This is a genomic window from Cedecea lapagei (genome assembly GCF_900635955.1).
Taxonomy (GTDB): Bacteria; Pseudomonadota; Gammaproteobacteria; order Enterobacterales; family Enterobacteriaceae; genus Cedecea; species Cedecea lapagei.
Genome location: NZ_LR134201.1, coordinates 2,865,319 through 2,883,945 on the forward strand (window position 1 = coordinate 2,865,319; position 18,627 = coordinate 2,883,945).

The following is an 18,627-nucleotide window of genomic DNA, read 5'->3' on the forward strand; positions in this document are numbered from 1 at the left end:
TCCCTTTAGCGAATGTTCAGCAAGGCATCAAACAGCGTCGATGCCGTCTGCAGGACCTGGGCGTTAGCCATGTAGTACTGCTGGTAACGCTGCAAATTGCCATACTCTTCGTCGAGGTTTACGCCGGAGATAGACTGCTGCTGCTTCGTTAGCTGCGTCACGACGTTGTCCTGGGTGGTGCTGGTCACTTTCAGGCTGGCCGTTTTATTCCCCACATCGCTGATCAGGGTCGCGTAGGCATCGTTAAAGCTCTTATTGCCTTCGATCTGCTTCGCGTTTTGCAGGTCAAGCATTGCCTGGGCGTTGCGGTTATCGCTCTTGCCCGCGGTAGGATCGCTCGCCAGCGCCAGCTTTGCCTCGTCCTTGATGGCCAGGTTCATGTTGACCACGGCATCGGAAACGGGTTTTACGGTAAAGCTTTCATTGTTGGCAGGCGTACCGCTCACGCCAACTTTCAGCCCATCAAAGTTCAGGCTCACGTTGCCGCTGGCGTCGGTGCTGGTTCCCGGATTGACGCTGGTATTGTCTGACAGGCGGGTCACTTTCCAGCTGCCGCTCACAAACTCAACCTTATAGTCGCTGGCCTGCACCTGCTTACTGTCAGTGATGTTCGCCGTAAGCTGGGTGCCGCTGGTGTTACGGCTGTTGCTCAGCACGGTTGGGCCGCCAATCGTAAACAGATTGGTGCCTTTATCCCCGTTGGCGTCATAGCCCTGGGTATGCTGGCTGTTTAAGGATGATGCAAAAGCCTGGGCCATCTGGCCGAGACGGTTACGTGCGCTATCCAGATCCTGCGAGCGGAAGGTAAACAGGCCGCCCAGGGAGCCGGAGCTCAGCTGGCTTTCCGGAATTTCGACTTTACCGGCGACAGGATCGACAAACGCCACGGTCGTGCGCGACGGATCGGCGCTGGAGTTAACCGCAGCGAGCTGGTTAGCAGTATCGCCCTGCACCAGGGAGAGGCCATTGCCGATTGATACGTTATAGGTGCCGCCATCCTGGACGCTGACTTCGACGCCGACAATTTGATTAAGCTGGCTGACGAGCTGGTCGCGCTGGTCCAGCAGGTCATTCGGCGAAGAGCCCGCGCCTACGCCTTTCAGGCGAGAAATCTGGTCGTTGAGGTTCGCAATCTGCTTAGCGTAGGTGTTGATCTGATCGACGCTGCTGCTGATGGAGAGGTTGACCTGCTTATCCTGATCGCGCAGATATTGATCGGTGACCTTAAACTGGTTTACCAGACCGTCCGCTTTCCCCAGCAGGGCCTGACGTGCCGCCGGATCCTGTGCGTTGCTGGTCAGGGTCTGCAGGCCGGAGAAAAAGTCCTGCATGGTTTTTGACAGCGAGTTGGTGGTCCCGGACAGAATGTTGTCAATTTTTGACATCTGCTGGTACTGCGTCGACAGCCCGCTGCTCTGCGTTTGTGCCGCACGCAGCTGGTTGGTGATAAAGGAATCGTATTCACGCTGTATGCCGTTAACATACACGCCATTGCCTATATAGCCGCCCCCGCTCAGGGTGCTTTTTGACTGAGACAGGATGGTCGTCTGGCGGGTATAGCCGTTAACGTTGTAGTTCGAAATATTATTACCGACGGTGCTTAATGCCGACTGGGCAGCACTCAGGCCACTCATGGCGCTGTTAATCAGGCTATTGGACATGAAGGTTCCTTGATAGCGTGTGGTCAAAGGTTCTGCTATTTATTATCGGCAGCAGGCCGGGGGACTTGAGTCTCTTCAGAACAAATTTGACAAATCAGTGCTGTAGGCTTTGGAGACCTTGTCGCTCATAGATTTCAGCTGCTGGATCATGCCGGTCAGCTTGCGGGCGTAGTTAGGATCCGTTGCGTAACCGGCGTTTTGCAGCGCCTGTGCGCCCTGCTCCGCGGAGGCCGCGTTGGTGACGGCGGCATAGCGTGGATTTTTTGTCAGCAGCCCAACGTAGTCCGAGAGCGCTTCAAGGTATGAACTGTACACACGGAATTTCGCTTTCACCTTCTTAGCCTCACCGTTCTCAAACTCGGTGGTGGTAATTTCAGTGGTCGGCCCTTTCCAGCCCGGCGTCGCTTTGACGCCAAACAGGTTAAAGCTCGGCTCGCCTTTTTCCGTGCGAATCTGTCGCTGCCCCCAGCCGGACTCGAGCGCCGCCTGGGCAAGAATCAGGTGATGCGGAATCCCGCTCGCCTCACTCGCCAGACGGGCAGGCAGCGAGAGCTGCGCCAGGAAGTCCTTGCTGTCTCCGCTCAGCGGCTCCTCGTTAGAAGGCGCACGCGGCACGGCCTGACGCACCATCTGCGTCAGGGTCTGGTTCTGGTAGCTGGTGATGGTTTGCGGGTCGAGCTTCAGCGGCACCTGCCCCGCCGTCTCTGACGGCTCGGCCTGCTCACCGCTCATTTGCTTAACCATCGCATCCGCCAGCCCCAGCCCTTTTGCGCTGAGCTGCTGGGCAATCTGCTGGTCATACATGCTGGTGTACATGCGTGTGGATTCGCTGCTGAAAATTCCGTCTTTCGGCAGCGCCTCACGCATGCTTTTCAGCATCATCTGGACGAACATCCCCTCTACCTGATGCGCGACCTCTTTCAGGTTGCCTTTCGGATCCTGTCCTGCCTTCGCCTTCAAATCATTCAGCGAGTTAGCGTCAAAAGCGGCATTAGCCAGTGAGCGGGCATCGGTAAGCATCAGATGATTTCCAGTTTCGCGCGCAGGCAGCCCGCGCTTTGCATGGATTGCAGGATAGACATCAGATCGATGGGCGAAGCACCCAGAGCGTTCAGCGCACGCACCACGTTATTCAGGTTGGCGCTGGCGTTAACGCGCTGCACCGAGCCACCGCTCTGACGCAGGTCAATCTGGGTTTGCGGAGTCACCACGGTCTGACCGCCGCCAAATGGCGTATTAGGCTGGCTGACCTGGTTTTGACGGTTCACCGTAACGGACAGATTGCCCTGCGCGACGGCACAGTTATCCAGCGTGACTTCACGGTTCATTACGACTGAGCCCGTACGGGAGTTAATCACCACGCGAGCATCCTGAACCGGCATATTCACCTCAAGGTTCTGAATATCCGCCAGCAGGCGAACCTGCGAGCTGCCGCCGCTGGGCACGCGTATCTGAATCGTGCGGCCATCCAGCGCCGTTGCGCTACCAAAGCCGCGAGAGCGGTTGATGGTATCGGTAATCTGCTGCGCCAGGCTGAAATCGTCATCGTTAAGCTGCAGATTAAGGGTATTGCCGTTGCCGAAGGTACCGGCCAGCTCACGCTCAATGACCGCGCCGCCGGTAATACGCCCGCCGTTAAGCTGGTTCACCTGCACGCTGCTTCCGCCGGCAGCCGCGCCTGCCCCACCAACCAGCACGTTACCCTGCGCCAGGGCATAAACCTGGTTATCCACGCCCTTAAGCGGCGTCATTAACAGCGTCCCGCCGCGCAGGCTCTTGGCGTTACCCATTGAGGAGACGACAACGTCAATGTTCTGTCCCGCTCGCGCGAATGCCGGGTATTTTGCGGTAACCATAACCGCCGCCACGTTTTTCAGCTGCATGTTGGTGCCGGTTGGCACGGTGATACCCAGCTGAGAGAGCATGTTGCTCAGGCTCTGAGTAGTAAACGGCGTCTGCGTCGTCTGGTCACCGGTACCGTCCAGTCCGACGACAAGGCCGTAACCTATCAAGGAGTTTTCACGCACGCCCTGAACGGTTGTCAGGTCGCGGATGCGGTCGGCTGAGGCATAAGTTGTCGCCAGCAGGACTACCAGCCCAAGTAAATATTTAACCATGGTACTCCTCGCTTACATCGGCGATACGTTAAGGAAGAAGCGCTGCAGCCAGCCCATGTTCTGCGCTTCATTAATGTAGCCGTTACCGACATACTCAATTCGGGCATCCGCCACCTGGGTCGATGCAACGGTGTTGCTGCCGCTGATGGTGCGCGGGTTCACTACGCCAGAGAAGCGGATAAACTCCGTCCCCTGGTTGATGGCAATCTGTTTCTCACCTACGACGTGTAGGTTTCCGTTGGCCAGCACCTGATCGACGGTGACCGTCAGGGTGCCGCTAAAAGTGTTACTGGCGTTGGCGCCGCCTTTACCGTTAAAGCCGTTGCTGCCGGAAGCGCTCAGGTCAGCTTTCCCGCCTCCCAATAGCCCTGAAGCAAAAGTCGGGACCGTGTCGAAGCCGAGGGCCGATTTGCCGTCGCGGCTGGCATTCGCAGAGGAGCTCTTGCTGGCGCTAACGTTTTCCTGAAGCTGGATAGTTAAGGTGTCGCCGATATTACGCGGGCGACGGTCTTCAAACAGCGGCTGATAGCCGTAGTTCATCGGCTGTGCGGTCTGGAAAATTGACCCGTTGATCGCCGGCGAAGGGCCAGGAACCGGCTGGGCGGTGGTCGCACCTTCCACCAGCGGTTTACTTGGCACAAGGGCGCAGCCGCTCACGGCAAACACCAGACTCAGGACAACAGGACGGAGCACCATTGGGTTTTGCATTGCTTTCATCTTCAGGTCACGGCAGCCGACGCGTTTTCACGCGCCGGCACACGCCTTACATTTGCGTCAGTTTTTGCAGCATCTGGTCGGTCGTGGAGACCGCTTTGCTGTTGATTTCGTATGCGCGCTGAACCTGGATCATGTTCACCAGCTCCTCAGCAACGTTAACGTTTGAAGTCTCAACGTAGCCCTGATACAGCAAACCAGCGCCGTTCAATCCCGGCGTGGAATCGTTTGGCGCACCGGATGCCTGGGTTTCGGTGTAAAGGTTTTCACCGATACTTTCCAGACCGGTATCGTTCACAAAGGTCGTCAGGTTAAGCTGGCCAACCTGCACCGGCGCGGCCTGCCCCTGTAAGGTTGCGCTCACCACGCCGTCACGCCCGATAGTCAGGCTCAGCGCGTTTGCCGGTACGGTAATTGCCGGCTGCACCTGAAAACCGCCCGCCGTGACCAGCTGGCCATTCTGGTCAACCTGGAAAGAACCATCGCGGGTGTAAGCGGAGGTGCCGTCCGGGAGTAAGACCTGGAAGAAGCCTTCGCCTTTAATCGCCACATCCTTGCTGTTGTCCGTTTTAGACAGGTTGCCCTGGCTGTGCAGACGCTCGGTGGCAACCGGGCGAACGCCGGTACCAATCTGCAAACCGGACGGGAGCGTGGTTTGCTCGGAAGACTGAGCGCCTGGCTGGCGAATGGTTTGGTAAAGTAAATCTTCAAACACGGCGCGTTGACGCTTGAAACCATTGGTGGAGACGTTTGCCAGGTTGTTGGCAATCACATCCATATTGGTTTGCTGTGCATCAAGACCCGTTTTGGCGATCCATAAAGAACTGATCATCGTTTAATCCTGTAGTAAGTAAGCCGGTCGTCAGGTCATTTGCAGCAGCGTATTCGCGCGCTGTTCATTATCATCAACGTTGGAGATAACTTTCATCTGCATCTCAAAACGACGGGCGTTAGCGATCATGTCCGCCATCGCTTCCGCCGGTTTCACGTTGCTGCCTTCCAGTACGCCGGACATCACTTTAATGGTAGGGTCAGCCTGAGCTACCGCACCGCGAGTGGCCTGAGCGGTGGCGTTTAGGCGGAACAGCCCGTCATCGCCGCGCACGACCTCCTGCTGCGTGGCTTTCACCAGCTTTAGTTGGCCAATGGGCGACACGGTGTTCGGCGGGTCGCCGGGGTTCAGGGCGGAGATGGTCCCGTCCGCCGCGATAGTGACCTGCGAACCTTCCGGCACCGCAATCGGGCCACCGTCGCCAATCACAGGGCGGCCGCCGATGGTCAACTGACCGGCGGGCTTACCTGAATATTGCCGTTGCGGGTATAGGCTTCGCCGCCGTCCTGCGTCTGCACCGCCAGCCAGCCATCCTGCTGCAGAGCCACGTCCATCGGGCGCGAGGTGTAGTCCAGTTGGCCCGGCGTCATATCGGCCCCGGGCGTCGAGGCGATGACGAGGGTGCGGGTTGGCAGAGAAAGCCCTTCAACCGGCACCGCACGCAAAGCGTTAAGCTGCGCACGGAAGCCCGGAGTGGAAGCATTTGCCAGGTTGCCTGCCGTCACTGATTGTTGATTCAGCGTTTGGCTGGCAGCGCCCATGGCGGTGTAGATTGCGTGATCCATTAAGCCGTCCCGTCAGGCGCTTAGCGCAGGTTAACCAGGGTATTGAGGATCTGATCCTGGGTTTTGATGGTCTGCGCGTTCGACTGATAGTTACGCTGCGCGACGATCATGCTCACCAGTTCTTTACTCAGATCCACGTTTGATGACTCCAGCGCACCGCTGGTCAGCGTGCCGAAGTTACCGGTACCCGCGAGGCCAAGCAGCGCAACGCCGGAAGAGTTACTTGCGGTCCAGACGTTATCGCCCTGGGATTGCAAACCTTCAGGGTTAGCAAAGTTGGACAGCACGATTTGACCCAGCAGCTGGGTTTGCTCGTTGGAGTAATTCCCGACCACGGTGCCATCATCGTTAATCTGGTAGGAGACCAGGTCACCCGGCTTATAGCCGTTCTGATTGGTCGCGACGATGTTGTTAGCGCCGGTGTTCTGCTGCATCGAGTTCTGGAAGCTCAGCGCGAAGTTGGCCGCCGTTGCGCCGTTGGTTACGCCGGTCGTCACGTTAATGCTGGTTGGCAGCGTATTCGGGTTTGGAATCGGATCGGCAGCCCCTGCGGTAATCCCCTGCAGGTTGCCGTTGTTGTCGAAACGCATAAACCCGGCGGCAGTCGCCGTCGAATTCGCAACGGAGGAGTCCTTGGTGTATACAGCCCAGGTATTGTCCGCGCTCTTGACGTAATAAATATCCATGCCATGGGCGTTACCCTGGCTGTCGAAGACTGTGACCGTGCCCTTCTTGTTGTAGCTGTCCGCTTTGGTCGGATCGAAAGGCGTGGTGGTCGGCACTTTATCAGTGGAGTTCAGGTTGATCTGTTGAGACGCGGTGGTGGTGCTCTTCGCCGCCATCAGCGTATTCGGCACAGACAGGCCTACCGGGTTGGCGCCCTGCTGGATGGTCGGTGGAGTGCCGGTAGCCGGGTAGCCGGTCAGCTGCAGGCCCTGCATGTTCACCAGGTTGCGGTTTTCATCCAGCTTGAACTGTCCGTTGCGGCTATAGAAAACGGAACCGGAGCTGTCTACCAGGCGGAAGAAGCCGTTCTGGCTAATCGCCACGTCCAGGCCGCGGCCTGTACTGGTGGTTGTACCATCGGCAAAGTTCTGGGTCACGCCCGCCACTTTAACGCCCAGGCCCACTTTAGAGCCTGCAAACATGTCGGCAAAAGAGACCGAGCCGGATTTAAAACCGTAGGTCGCGGAGTTGGCAATGTTGTTACCAATCACGTCCAGGTTGGTGGCCGCAGCATTCAAGCCGCTGACCGCTTGAGAAAACGCCATGTCTTACTCCTGCTAAGGTTGTAGGCTTAAATAATTTGCCTGATTGCATCAAGGGTGGTGGAACCGTAGGTCCCGAGATCCAGCTTCGCGCCATCTTTGCTGTTGATAACGCCGCTCACCATGGCGAAGTTCAGCGGCTGAGCCACCAGCTGCGTCCCGCCGTTGGTGGCATTGATTGCCACGGTATAAGAGCCGTCAGGCACGTTGGTGCCGTCGTTGGCGCTGCCGTCCCAGGTAAAGGTATGCACCCCGGCGCTAAGCCCGCCAATCTCGATAGTACGGACCACTTTGCCGTCTTTATCAGAGATAGTTGCCGTGACTTTATCCGCCGCCTGCTGCAGCTCAACGCCAAACGGCGTAGTGCTGATGGTGTTGGTTTTCGAGTCCGTGCCCGCCAGCACTTTGCTGCCCGGGATCATGACGCCGTGGCCAATCAGGGCGCTGGCCTGCAGAGACTGGTTCTGGTTGAGCTGGCCGGAGACCGAGCCCAGCGTGGTATTGAGTTTTTCGATGCCGCTAACGGTACTGATCTGCGCAAGCTGCGTGGTCAGTTCGTTGTTCTGCATTGGGTTGGTGGGATCCTGGTTTTTTAACTGCGCCACCAGCAGGGTCAAGAAGCTTCCCTGCAGGTCTGCCGCGCTGTTGCCCGTCAGGCTGTTTTTCGATGCGCCAGCCGTGGGATCAACATTGTTGGTCGGATCGGTCGTTTTGACTGCAATGGACATATAGGCTCCTTTTACTGACCGAGAGTGAGCGTTTTCATCATCATGCCCTTCACGGTGTTAAGCACCTCGACGTTCGCCTGGTAGCTGCGGGAGGCGGACATGCTGTTTACCATCTCCCCGACAACGTCTACGTTAGGCATACGCACGTAGCCGCGGGCATCGGCAAGCGGGTTGCCCGGCTGGAAAACCAGCTTGTCCGGCGCATCGCTCTCCACCACGTTGGTCACCTTCACGCCGCCGGTCGCCGCGCCCGGCGCAGCATCCACCTGGAAAACGACCTGTTTTGCGCGGTAAGGCTGCCCGTCAGGTCCGGTCACGCTGTCGGCGTTGGCGAGGTTACTCGCCGCGACGTTCATGCGCTTGGACTGGGCGGTCATCGCCGAACCGGCGATGTCAAAAATATTGAGTAAGGCCATCGATTATCCCTGTAGCACCGACATCATGCTTTTGATTTGCCCGCCAAGCACCGTGAGGTTGGTTTGGTAATTCAGGCTGTTATCGGCAAACTGCGTACGCTCGCGGTCCATATCGACGGTGTTACCGTCCATGGCAGGCTGGTCAGGTACGCGGTAGAGGAGATCGAGCGATGGCGTGGAGTGGGTCTGTGCCGGAATATGGCGTGCTGACGTCAGCGCAAGCGACATGCCGCCGCCTTCAACACGTCCGCGATCCATCACCTTTTTCATTTCGCTGGCAAAGTCGATATCGCGCGCCTGAAAGCCCGGCGTGTCGGCATTGGCAATATTCGCGGCCAGGATCTCTTGACGCTGGGCACGCAAATTTAGCGCTTCCTGTTGAAATCGCAGTGCGGCGTCCAGTTTATCGAGCATGCTTCCTCCATGGTCCATAGAATTAGGAATCGTCTGAAAGCTTAAAGCGCCTTACGCGGACGCGATGGGTGGAATAAGCACAAAATACGTCGCTATTTATCGCCTTGATCGAAACGACTCGCGGTTAAAATCACCGCAACCTGAGAACGGAGAAGCGCGATGAGAAGCCTGAAAATCTGGAGCGGCGTGGCCAGTTTGCTGGTCAGCCAGCTGGCCCTGGCGGGAACGCTCGACCTGCCCCTGACTCAGTATTTCCAGCAGCGCCTGGCGGGAATAAGCGACGACGTTAGCGTCAAGGTGAAAACGCCGGACGGTCAGCTTCCCACCTGCCCTCAGCCCGAATTTTCAACGCCAGGCAACGCAAAACTGTGGGGCAACGTCAGCGTGATGGCGCGCTGCGGCAGCGATAAACGCTTCGTTCAGCTTCAGGTCATCGCCACGGGGGAGTACGTCGTCGCCAGCCGGGTCATCGCGCGCGGCGCAAGAATCGACCCCGGCAGCGTAGCGCTAAAGCGGGGTCGTCTTGACCAGCTCCCACCACGCACTATGATGAGTCTCGATCAGACGACCGAGGCGGTAACGCTTCGGGATATCGCCCCCGGACAGCCCATCGTTCAGTCGATGGTGCGCCAGGCGTGGCGCGTGAAAGCCGGTCAGCAGGTTCAGGTTATTGCCTCCGGGGAAGGCTTTAGCGTCAACGGCGAAGGCAAGGCGTTGAACAACGCAGCGGTTGCGCAAAATGCCCGAGTTCGCATGTCCTCAGGGCAGGTGGTTAGCGGCAAGGTGGATGCTGATGGGAATATTCTGATTAATCTATAATCTTTTTAAAGATTCCGCGGCGACTGCCGATAGTACTCTCAACAAATAATACTGACCGGCTATTACGCCGCGAGCCCCTCGATGAGGAGAGAATAATGAGCATTGATCGCACGTCGCCACTGAAACCGGTAAGCACCGTACAACCGCGTGAAACAAGCGATCCGCAGACGCTGAAAAACCGTCTGGAAAAATCCACCACCGCCAACAGCACCAGCGTGAAGTTGAGCGATGCGCAGGCTAAACTGATGCAGCCAGGCAGCGGCGATATCAATATGGAACGCGTTGAAGCGCTGAAGACGGCTATTCGTAACGGCGACCTGAAGATGGATACCGGCAAGATCGCCGATGCGCTGATCCAGGAAGCGCAAAGCTATTTGTCGAGTAAATAACGGTGAGTCGTCTGTTAGAAGTGCTGGACCAAATGACCGCGGTGCTGAATTCACTGAAAGAGGTGATGGACGCTGAGCAGCTGCAACTGTCCGCAGGCCAGATAAACAGCAATGCGCTGCAACGTATAACCGAAGATAAAAGCTCGCTGCTGGCTACGCTGGACTACCTGGAGCAGCAGCGCCGCACGGAGCAAAACGCTGGCGCGGTAACCAGCCTGGACGTCAGCCAGCGCTGGCAGACGATTACGCAAAAGACCCTGCATCTGCGTAACATAAATCAGCACAATGGCTGGTTACTGGACGATCAGATGGCTCGCAATGAGCAGGCTATTGCGGTGTTAAAACCGCATCAGGCGCCGGACTTCTATGGTGCCGATGGGCAGGCAACGTCGCAGGGCAACCGCGGCGGCAAAAAAATCACTATCTGATTTTCCCACCTGATAAAAGCTGCTGGTCAACACTCTCCTTGACCAGCAGGTTGTTTATTTCAGCGATTTCAACACTTTTACCGTAGCGTCGATATCAATCTCATCCTCTGAGAAGAGGTGCGTCTCACCCTGGAAGGTGGTCACGGCCAGTTTTTTTCACCGTGCGCATTTCCCCCTCTTTTTTCTCTGCCTTCGGGCGAATGCTGTTCATCAGCAGCCCCACCGACAGCACCGCGTTTTCTTTGTCGATCTTGCCGTCCGCCGGCTGCTCTTCGCTGTACACCACGAAAGATTTGATCGAGGTGATCTTCAGACGCTCCCCCGCAATAAAGATATGTTTGCTCTCCGGCTCAACCTTCACGGCAAAAGCCGACAGCCCTTTATTATTGGTTCCCGGTTCGAAGGTCACCGACGCGTCCTTTTTGATAAGCTCCGGATTGGCGACTTTAATCACATGGAAGTAACGGTTCTCGCCGTTTTCATCTTTGATAAATCCGAAGCCTTTCTCTTCGAACCAGGTTGTGATTATTCCTCTCATCGCTCTGTCACCTAATTAACCCTTCAACATATAAAGAATAGGGTGGCCTGACAAAAGCGTCATCCACCCAGAAAAAAATCAAAGCGTGCGGCGGGCGAAGTCTTTCAGCCTGAAGCCCAACAGCAGCAGCGTGGCAAAATAGGCCGCAACACCCGCCATCACGATAGCCATCAGCCGCAGCAGGCGGTAAGGCATATTGCCCAGATCCCAGGCCGGCATGACGTACATCAGCCCCACCAGCACTGCCGACATCACCAGCACCGCCACAACCAGACGCAGCAGGAACGGCGTCCAGCCCGCCTGCGGCTTGAAGATATCCTGCTTGCGCAGTTGCCAGTAAAGCAGCGAGGCGTTTATGCAGGCGCCCAGACCAATCGACAAGGAAAGCCCGGCGTGTTTTAGCGGGCCAATAAACGCCAGGTTCATTAGCTGCGTCAAAATCAGCGTCACGATGGCAATTTTAACCGGCGTTTTAATGTCCTGGCGGGAATAGAAGCCCGGGGCCAGCACCTTAACCACGATAAGCCCCATCAGGCCGACCGAGTAGGCGACCAGCGCCCGCTGGGTCATCAGGGCATCAAACGCAGAGAATTTACCGTACTGGAATAGAGAAACGGTTAACGGTTTGGCCAGGATCCCCAACGCCACGGCGCTCGGCAGCGCCAGCAGGAAGCAAAGCCGCAGACCCCAGTCCATCAGGCGGGAATACTCATCGTGGTTGCCGGTGGCAAAGCTTTTTGCCAGCGACGGCAGCAGAATCGTCCCCAGCGCCACGCCCAGCACCCCGGACGGAAACTCCATCAGGCGGTCGGCATAATACATCCAGGAGACCGAGCCGGACACCAGAAAAGAGGCAAAAATGGTATTGATGATCAGCGAAATCTGGCTGACGGAAACGCCGAGGATCGCCGGGCCCATCTGCCTGATAACCCGCATCGCACCGGCGTCTTTGAAGCTGATACGCGGCAGCACCAGCATACCGATTTTCTTCAGGTGCGGCAGCTGATAGGCCAGCTGCAGCACGCCACCTACCGTCACCGCCCAGGCCAGCGCCAGAATCGGCGGGTTGAAGTGCGGCGCGGCAAACAGCGCAAAACCAATCATGCTCAGGTTGAGGAACGTCGGGGCAAACGCCGGAACAGAGAAACGGTTCCAGGTATTAAGGATCGCCCCTACCAGCGACGCCAGCGAAATAAGCAGAATATAGGGGAAGGTAATGCGCAGCAGGCTCGAGGTCAGCGCAAATTTATCCGCAGTGTCGGCAAAGCCCGGCGCAGTAACCAGAATAACCCACGGAGCAGCGATCATACCGAGCACGGTCACCAGCGCCAGCGCCAGGGTCAACAGCCCCGATACGTAGGCAACAAAAACGCGAGTGGCATCTTCGCCCTGCTTGCTTTTGTATTCAGCAAGGATAGGGACAAACGCCTGGGAGAATGCGCCCTCGGCAAAGATACGGCGCAGCAGGTTGGGCAGCTTGAACGCCACGAAGAAGGCATCCGTTGCCATTCCTGCCCCAAATACCCTCGCCACAATGGCGTCGCGCGCAAAGCCAAGCACGCGAGAAAACATGGTCATCGAGCTGACGGCCGCCAGCGATTTTAATAGGTTCATTTATTCTGTTATTCCACAAACATGAACGCCTGCAATGCAGGCGTCCATGGATGATGACAAGTCGGCATAGTCTACCGATACGGGGCCGAATTGCTACCGTGATCTGTTACAGCTTATTCGCTGATCGCCTCGCGCCAGAGCTTCTCCACCACGCGCTGCGCCAGCAGAGCCTGTTCACCGGACGTTTCAGGAACCGTCTGATTCGCCACGCAGTCGATAAAGTGGTGGGCGCAGCCTGCAAAGCCGCGCTGTTCCAGCGTGGTTTGCCAGCCGGGAATCGGCTGCTCTACCACGCCTGCCCCGCACTCTTCACGCCACTGACGCATGTCGGTCACTTCATAAAGTCCGCCGTCCGTCACCGCCTGAACCCACTCGCGCTGGCTCCCGGCGCGGCGATGCATGCTGGTCGTCACGCTCAGATTACCCTGGCTGAAATGGTGCTCGGCATAGAGCATCTGCCCAAGTTCGTTGGTCTGCAGCGTCCCGCTTTGCAGCTGGGCAGAGCCGCCGCCAAGCCACAGCGCGGTATCCACTACGTGGAGATAGTCATCCAGCAGCGTGAAGCGCAGATCGTTAGGGCCAACGCTATCGCTGCGATGTTTATCCATACGCAGGGACGCTCCTGCGGACAGCTTTTCTTTTAATTGCTGATAACGCGGTGCAAAACGACGGTTAAAGCCCACCATCAGCGTACGCTTTTTACGTTCAGCCAGCTCAACCAGCTTTTCAGCATCGGCCAGATTCTCCGCTAAAGGTTTATCCACGCAGACGTTCACGCCCGCGCTAAGCAGCTCATTCACCACCGCATAGTGCGAGCTGGTAGCGCTATGGACAAACACGGCGTCGCACTGGGCCGCCAGGTTGCTCAGTGAGTCAACATAGGGAATTCGCCAGGTTTCACACACCGGCAGCGCTTTCGCTTTGGTCGGTGAAAATGCGCCCACCAGCGACCAGTCGTTGGATGCTCCCAGGACCGGAAGCCAGGCTTTCTGCGCGATCCCACCCAGCCCCACAACGCCAATACGTAATTTGGTCATCGTTAATCTCCCAAATGCGCGAGCAAGGAATCCAGACGCTGTTTAAGTTCGGCGACTTCAGCCTCCAGCGCGTCCACCCTGGCATTAAGCGAATCCGCGCCCTGGCTCACGCTTTGCTCTGCCGCCGCAGCAAAATCGACCTCTCCGCTAAAGAGGTGCATATAACGGCTTTCACGTTTGCCCGGCTCGCGCGGCAGACGAACAACAAATGGCCCGTCTTCGCGACCCGCTAGCCCTTCCAGCGTCGCTTCCAACTGAGCCATATCGGTGAACTCGAACATTCTCCCTGCCCGGCTGCGCAGCTCACCGGGCGTTTGCGCCCCGCGCAGCAGCAAAGTCGTGACCACGGCCACTTCCGCCGGCGTCAGCTTCAAATTGCCAAACTCAGAGTTGCAAAAGCGGTGCTCATATTTCGTCACTCGGTTGCCAAACCCGCTGACGGTGCGCAGATAATGATTTTTCACCAGCGCATCCAGCGTGTCCTGAACTTCGTGCTCTTTCAGCTCCATCACCGGCTCACGGTTAGTTTTCTGGTTACAGGCAGTCACCACGCCATTGACCGACATGGGATACTGCTCTGGCGTAGTGATCTGTTTTTCCAGCAGGCTGCCTATCACGCGGGCTTCAACCGCCGTTAGCTGATATTTCATTTTTAAACTCCACGACCTGGGGTCCAGTCTTTGTTAACGAGCGCGGTGAGAACGTGATCCCGCCATACGCCATCAATCAGCAAATAATCCTTTGCGTAGCCCTCTTTTTCGAAGCCCAGTCGCGCCAGCAGATCGCCGCTTCGCTGATTGTGCGGCATGTAGTTGGCCATAATACGGTGGACGTTCTGGCTGCGCTGCATGAAGCGAATAGAGCTGGTCAGGGCCTCATACATTAGCCCCTGGCCCTGCCACTTTTCGCCGATGGAGTAACCGAGGTAGCAGGCATGGAAGGCGCCGCGCACGACGTTGGAAAAGTTAGCCACGCCGATGACCTCTTTTTCTTCCGGATCCAGCAGCGCGAAGTAGTACGCGCTCCCCTGCTTGTGCATTTCATTTATCATGCCCAGTCTTGCCTGCCAGCCTGATGGATAGCAGTAGCTTTCATCCCGAATGGGCTCCCAGGGTTTCAGAAATTGGCGATTTTCGGTGTAGTAATCCGCCATACGCCAGGCATCTCGCTCATAAACCAGACGCACCACCAGTCTGTCGGTCACCAGGCGAACTTTCGGTGCATTATTGCGGTAGCCAAACATGTTTATCCCACTCCTTGATCCCGATTAACGGGGCTTATCTGATTACTATACCTGTGCCTGGCCGCCGAGTGAAAACAACAACATGAAGCGACATCACTTTTTTCGATTAAAGCTTTGAATCAAACTCGTTGAACGATAAAAAAATATTGTCCTGCACCTTGTGTCAAAAACCTGAGCGGCAGGCGAGAATAAGTCCCTGTCGCGTTTAAAAAAGTTCCCTGGAGGGGAGATGTCGCGGGTGGCGCAGGCGAGGAGCCTGGGTAAATATTTCCTGCTGCTTGATAACATGTTAGTGGTATTGGGCTTTTTCGTTGTCTTCCCTTTGATTTCCATCCGCTTCGTTGACCAGCTGGGCTGGGCCGCATTGATGGTGGGCATAGCCCTGGGTCTGCGACAGTTTATTCAGCAGGGGCTGGGCGTCTTCGGCGGCGCGATTGCCGACCGGCTGGGGGCTAAACCGATGATCGTCACCGGGATGCTGCTGCGAGCCGCCGGGTTCGCCACCATGGGCATCGCCACTGAACCCTGGATGCTGTGGCTCTCCTGCCTGCTTTCCGCCATCGGCGGTACGCTGTTTGATCCTCCCCGCTCGGCGCTGGTGGTCAAGCTGGTGCGTCCTCAGCACCGGGGCCGCTTCTTCTCGATACTGATGATGCAGGACAGCGCCGGCGCGGTGATCGGCGCCCTGCTGGGAAGCTGGCTGCTGCAGTACGATTTCCGCCTGGTGTGCGCCGTGGGCGCGGTGATGTTCGTGCTGTGCGCGGCGCTTAACGCCTGGCTGCTTCCTGCCTACAAGCTTTCGACTATCCGCACGCCGATGCGCGAAGGCATGGGGCGCGTGTTCCGTGACAAACGCTTTATTACCTATGTCCTGACGCTGACAGGCTATTATATGCTGGCGGTGCAGGTCATGCTGATGCTGCCGTTGATGGTTAACGACCTTGCCGGTACAGCCTCGGCGGTTAAATGGATGTACGCCATTGAAGCGGCGCTTTCGCTGACGCTGCTCTACCCTATCGCCCGCTGGAGCGAAAAGCGCTTTCGCCTTGAGCAACGGCTGATGGCCGGCCTGGTGCTGATGACGGTAAGCCTGATGCCTATTGGTCTTGCCTCAAGCCTGCAGCAGCTTTTCGCCCTGATTTGCACTTTCTATATCGGCTCGATTATTGCGGAACCCGCAAGAGAAACGCTGAGCGCCTCGCTTGCCGACGCCCGCGCCCGCGGCAGCTACATGGGCTTTAGCCGATTAGGCTTATCGTTGGGCGGCGCGCTGGGCTATACCGGCGGCGGCTGGCTGTTTGACGCAGGTAAGGCTCTGCAGCAGCCCGAACTGCCCTGGGCCATGCTCGGTATTATCGGCTGTATTACCCTCGCCGCCCTGTGGTGGCAGTTTAGCCTTAAGCCGGTTGAACCGACGATGTTCGAGCCCGGTAGTCAGGGGTAAATCCTCCGCTTTCATCTTTTTCCTGTAGCCGCTCCCGCCGTGCCGCATTATGCTGATTAGCGCAAGGCACGGCAATGGAGCCGCTATTTTGAGGAAGCCTATGAAGAAGCTTGTTTTTGCCGCAGCATTGATGCTCAGCGGCCTGCTATCAGGATGCAACCAGTTAACGCAGTACAGCGTGAGTGAACAGGAGATCAACCAGTCGCTGGAAAAACACAATAACTTCGCAAAAGACATTGGCCTGCCCGGCGTGGCGGATGCGCACGTCGTCTTAACCAACTTAGTCAGCCAGATTGGACGGGAAGAGCCCAATAAAATCACCCTGACCGGCGACGCCAATCTGGACATGACCTCGCTGTTTGGAAACCAAAAGGCGACCTTGAAACTGAAGCTTAAAGCGCTGCCGGTATTCAACAAGGAACAGGGCGCTATCTACCTGCAGGAAATGGAGGTGGTGGACGCTCAGGTTGAACCGCAAAAAATGCAGGCCGTTCTGCAGACCATCGTGCCTTACCTGAACCAGTCGCTGCGTAGCTACTTCAATCAGCAGCCTGCCTATGTGCTGAGTGAAGATCGCAGCAAAGGCGAATCACTGGCGAAAAAATTTGCCAAAGGCATTGAAGTGAAGCCTGGGGAAATCATCATTCCTTTAACTGACTGACGGCCCCGCTCTCAGGGCAGTTTTCTGCTCTGAGAGTTTTGTACAACATAAGTGGTGCAAACGATAACGTTTCCCCTTATCCTTAGTGCCCGGCATAAAACCAGCCCTTGATGACTGATTTTCCCTCTCACGCCGGAGCACATTCATGACCGCATTACCTCAGGTATTAAAAATCCGCCGCCCAGATGACTGGCATATCCACCTTCGCGATGGTGATATGCTGAAAACCGTGGTGCCTTACACCAGCCAGACGTATGGCCGTGCGATTGTGATGCCCAATCTTGTGCCTCCTGTCACCAGCGTGGAAGCGGCTATTGCCTACCGCCAGCGCATTCTGGATGCCGTACCGGCCGGTCAAAAGTTTGAACCGCTGATGACCTGCTACCTGACCGACACGCTCGACCCTGACGAAATCGAGCGCGGTTTTAATGAAGGCGTGTTCACCGCCGCAAAGCTCTACCCGGCTAATGCGACAACCAACTCCGCCCACGGCGTGACCAGCACGGCCGCCATCATGCCGGTGCTTGAGCGTATGCAAAAAATGGGCATGCCCCTGCTGGTACACGGCGAAGTCACCCACGCTGATATCGATATTTTCGACCGCGAGGCGCGCTTCATTGAAACCGTTATGGAGCCGCTGCGCCGTGAGCTACCAGAGCTTAAGGTCGTCTTTGAACACATCACCACCAAAGACGCCGCCCAGTATGTACAGGACGGTAACTCGCTGATTGGCGCAACGATTACCCCTCAGCACCTGATGTTTAACCGTAACCATATGCTGGTTGGCGGCATTCGCCCTCACCTTTACTGTCTGCCTATCCTTAAGCGCAGCGTTCACCAGGAGGCGCTGCGCCAGCTGGTCGCCAGCGGCTGCGATCGCGTATTCCTCGGCACCGACTCTGCGCCGCATTCCCGTCACCGTAAAGAGGCAAGCTGCGGCTGCGCAGGCTGCTTTAACGCGCCGTCCGCGCTGGGCGCCTACGCAACGGTGTTTGAAGAGATGAACGCGCTGCAGCACTTCGAAGCCTTCACCTCCCTGAACGGCCCGCGCTTCTACGGCCTGCCGGTGAATGAAGAAAGTATCGAGCTGGTTCGCGTTGCCGAGAAAATGCCGGAGCTGATTGAAGTCGGCGACGACAGCATCGTCCCGTTCCTTGCCGGAGAAGAGGTGCTCTGGTCGGTTAAAGGCTAAATTTTTCAACGCCCCCTGTTGCTTACTGGAAAGTTAACCTGTATAAATAACCAGTATATTGTACAGGGGGTCGTTATGCGTATTGAAGTGACTATAGCCAAAACCACACCGTTGCCACCCGGGGCTATCGACGCCCTTGCCGGTGAGCTTTCCCGCCGTATCAATCAGCATTTCCCCGACACCAGCAGCGAAGTCCAGGTGCGTTACGCCTCCGGCAACAACCTCTCGGTGCTGGGCGGTGCTAAAGAAGATAAAACGCGAATCAGCGAGATCCTCCAGGAAACCTGGGAAAGCGCTGACGATTGGTTCTCTGCCGACTAATACCCT

20 protein-coding genes and 2 pseudogenes are annotated in these 18,627 nt (G+C 57.0%); 7 read left to right on the forward strand and 15 right to left on the reverse strand.

Annotated features, from left to right (window positions below):
* Positions 1-5: 5 nt before the first annotated feature.
* From flgK to flgB, 10 genes and pseudogenes are all read right to left on the reverse strand, one after another.
* Entirely contained in the window at positions 6-1,661 is a 1,656-nt protein-coding gene (flgK, locus tag EL098_RS13875; protein ID WP_126356805.1) for a flagellar hook-associated protein FlgK, read from the reverse strand.
* 75 nt (positions 1,662-1,736) lie between these two features.
* Positions 1,737-2,681 carry a flagellar assembly peptidoglycan hydrolase FlgJ gene (gene flgJ / locus EL098_RS13880; protein ID WP_126356806.1) on the reverse strand — a complete coding sequence of 315 codons (945 nt, stop codon included), beginning with the start codon at positions 2,679-2,681 and terminating at the stop codon, positions 1,737-1,739.
* Positions 2,681-3,778 (reverse strand): flagellar basal body P-ring protein FlgI, encoded by a 1,098-nt coding sequence (locus EL098_RS13885; protein WP_126356807.1) that lies wholly within the window; start codon positions 3,776-3,778, stop codon positions 2,681-2,683. The genes flgJ and EL098_RS13885 overlap by 1 nt, the downstream gene beginning before the upstream one ends.
* 12 nt (positions 3,779-3,790) lie before the next feature.
* Positions 3,791-4,486, reverse strand: coding sequence for a flagellar basal body L-ring protein FlgH (locus tag EL098_RS13890; RefSeq protein WP_126358451.1), 696 nt, complete (start codon positions 4,484-4,486; stop codon positions 3,791-3,793).
* A gap of 55 nt (positions 4,487-4,541) precedes the next feature.
* Positions 4,542-5,324 (reverse strand): flagellar basal-body rod protein FlgG, encoded by a 783-nt coding sequence (flgG, locus tag EL098_RS13895; RefSeq protein ID WP_126356808.1) that lies wholly within the window; start codon positions 5,322-5,324, stop codon positions 4,542-4,544.
* Between the two features lie 30 nt (positions 5,325-5,354).
* A pseudogene (locus tag EL098_RS13900) lies at positions 5,355-6,109 on the reverse strand (flagellar basal body rod protein FlgF).
* A gap of 20 nt (positions 6,110-6,129) precedes the next feature.
* The gene (gene flgE, locus EL098_RS13905; protein WP_126356809.1) at positions 6,130-7,380 is read right to left on the reverse strand and encodes a flagellar hook protein FlgE; all 1,251 of its coding nucleotides are present in this window, start codon (positions 7,378-7,380) and stop codon (positions 6,130-6,132) included.
* Between the two features lie 26 nt (positions 7,381-7,406).
* Positions 7,407-8,105, reverse strand: coding sequence for a flagellar hook assembly protein FlgD (gene flgD, locus EL098_RS13910; protein ID WP_126356810.1), 699 nt, complete (start codon positions 8,103-8,105; stop codon positions 7,407-7,409).
* An 11-nt stretch (positions 8,106-8,116) separates the two neighbouring features.
* On the reverse strand, positions 8,117-8,521 hold the full coding sequence (flgC, locus tag EL098_RS13915; RefSeq protein WP_126356811.1) for a flagellar basal body rod protein FlgC: 405 nt from the start codon (positions 8,519-8,521) through the stop codon (positions 8,117-8,119).
* A 3-nt stretch (positions 8,522-8,524) separates the two neighbouring features.
* Complete coding sequence (gene flgB / locus EL098_RS13920) at positions 8,525-8,935, reverse strand: flagellar basal body rod protein FlgB (RefSeq protein ID WP_126356812.1); 411 nt, start codon at positions 8,933-8,935, stop codon at positions 8,525-8,527.
* A 159-nt stretch (positions 8,936-9,094) separates the two neighbouring features.
* On the opposite strand from flgB, the gene flgA reads away from it, so the two are divergent.
* From flgA to flgN, 3 genes are all read left to right on the forward strand, one after another.
* Positions 9,095-9,754: a flagellar basal body P-ring formation chaperone FlgA gene (flgA, locus tag EL098_RS13925; protein WP_126356813.1), complete on the forward strand. Its 660-nt coding sequence runs from the start codon at positions 9,095-9,097 to the stop codon at positions 9,752-9,754.
* Positions 9,755-9,849: 95 nt separating this feature from the next.
* Positions 9,850-10,143: a flagellar biosynthesis anti-sigma factor FlgM gene (gene flgM / locus EL098_RS13930; protein ID WP_126356814.1), complete on the forward strand. Its 294-nt coding sequence runs from the start codon at positions 9,850-9,852 to the stop codon at positions 10,141-10,143.
* 2 nt (positions 10,144-10,145) lie between these two features.
* The gene (gene flgN / locus EL098_RS13935; protein ID WP_126356815.1) at positions 10,146-10,571 is read left to right on the forward strand and encodes a flagella biosynthesis chaperone FlgN; all 426 of its coding nucleotides are present in this window, start codon (positions 10,146-10,148) and stop codon (positions 10,569-10,571) included.
* Between the two features lie 54 nt (positions 10,572-10,625).
* On the opposite strand, the pseudogene EL098_RS13940 reads toward flgN, so the two are convergent.
* The 5 genes and pseudogenes from EL098_RS13940 to rimJ form a co-directional block, all read right to left on the reverse strand.
* A pseudogene (locus tag EL098_RS13940) lies at positions 10,626-11,109 on the reverse strand (cold shock domain-containing protein).
* A 78-nt stretch (positions 11,110-11,187) separates the two neighbouring features.
* Complete coding sequence (gene murJ / locus EL098_RS13945; RefSeq protein WP_126356816.1) at positions 11,188-12,723, reverse strand: murein biosynthesis integral membrane protein MurJ; 1,536 nt, start codon at positions 12,721-12,723, stop codon at positions 11,188-11,190.
* 113 nt (positions 12,724-12,836) lie between these two features.
* Positions 12,837-13,760 (reverse strand): Gfo/Idh/MocA family protein, encoded by a 924-nt coding sequence (locus EL098_RS13950; protein WP_126356817.1) that lies wholly within the window; start codon positions 13,758-13,760, stop codon positions 12,837-12,839.
* Positions 13,761-13,762: 2 nt separating this feature from the next.
* Positions 13,763-14,410 carry a YceH family protein gene (locus EL098_RS13955; protein ID WP_126356818.1) on the reverse strand — a complete coding sequence of 216 codons (648 nt, stop codon included), beginning with the start codon at positions 14,408-14,410 and terminating at the stop codon, positions 13,763-13,765.
* Positions 14,411-14,412: 2 nt separating this feature from the next.
* Entirely contained in the window at positions 14,413-15,003 is a 591-nt protein-coding gene (gene rimJ, locus EL098_RS13960) for a ribosomal protein S5-alanine N-acetyltransferase (protein ID WP_126356819.1), read from the reverse strand.
* A 229-nt stretch (positions 15,004-15,232) separates the two neighbouring features.
* On the opposite strand from rimJ, the gene mdtH reads away from it, so the two are divergent.
* The 4 genes from mdtH to dinI all read left to right on the forward strand — a co-directional run bounded on the left by mdtH (position 15,233) and on the right by dinI (position 18,621).
* Positions 15,233-16,447, forward strand: coding sequence for a multidrug efflux MFS transporter MdtH (mdtH, locus tag EL098_RS13965; RefSeq protein ID WP_126356820.1), 1,215 nt, complete (start codon positions 15,233-15,235; stop codon positions 16,445-16,447).
* A 100-nt stretch (positions 16,448-16,547) separates the two neighbouring features.
* The gene (locus tag EL098_RS13970; RefSeq protein WP_126356821.1) at positions 16,548-17,108 is read left to right on the forward strand and encodes a lipoprotein; all 561 of its coding nucleotides are present in this window, start codon (positions 16,548-16,550) and stop codon (positions 17,106-17,108) included.
* A gap of 145 nt (positions 17,109-17,253) precedes the next feature.
* On the forward strand, positions 17,254-18,300 hold the full coding sequence (gene pyrC / locus EL098_RS13975; RefSeq protein WP_126356822.1) for a dihydroorotase: 1,047 nt from the start codon (positions 17,254-17,256) through the stop codon (positions 18,298-18,300).
* A gap of 75 nt (positions 18,301-18,375) precedes the next feature.
* The gene (dinI, locus tag EL098_RS13980; protein WP_126356823.1) at positions 18,376-18,621 is read left to right on the forward strand and encodes a DNA damage-inducible protein I; all 246 of its coding nucleotides are present in this window, start codon (positions 18,376-18,378) and stop codon (positions 18,619-18,621) included.
* Positions 18,622-18,627 lie beyond the last annotated feature (6 nt).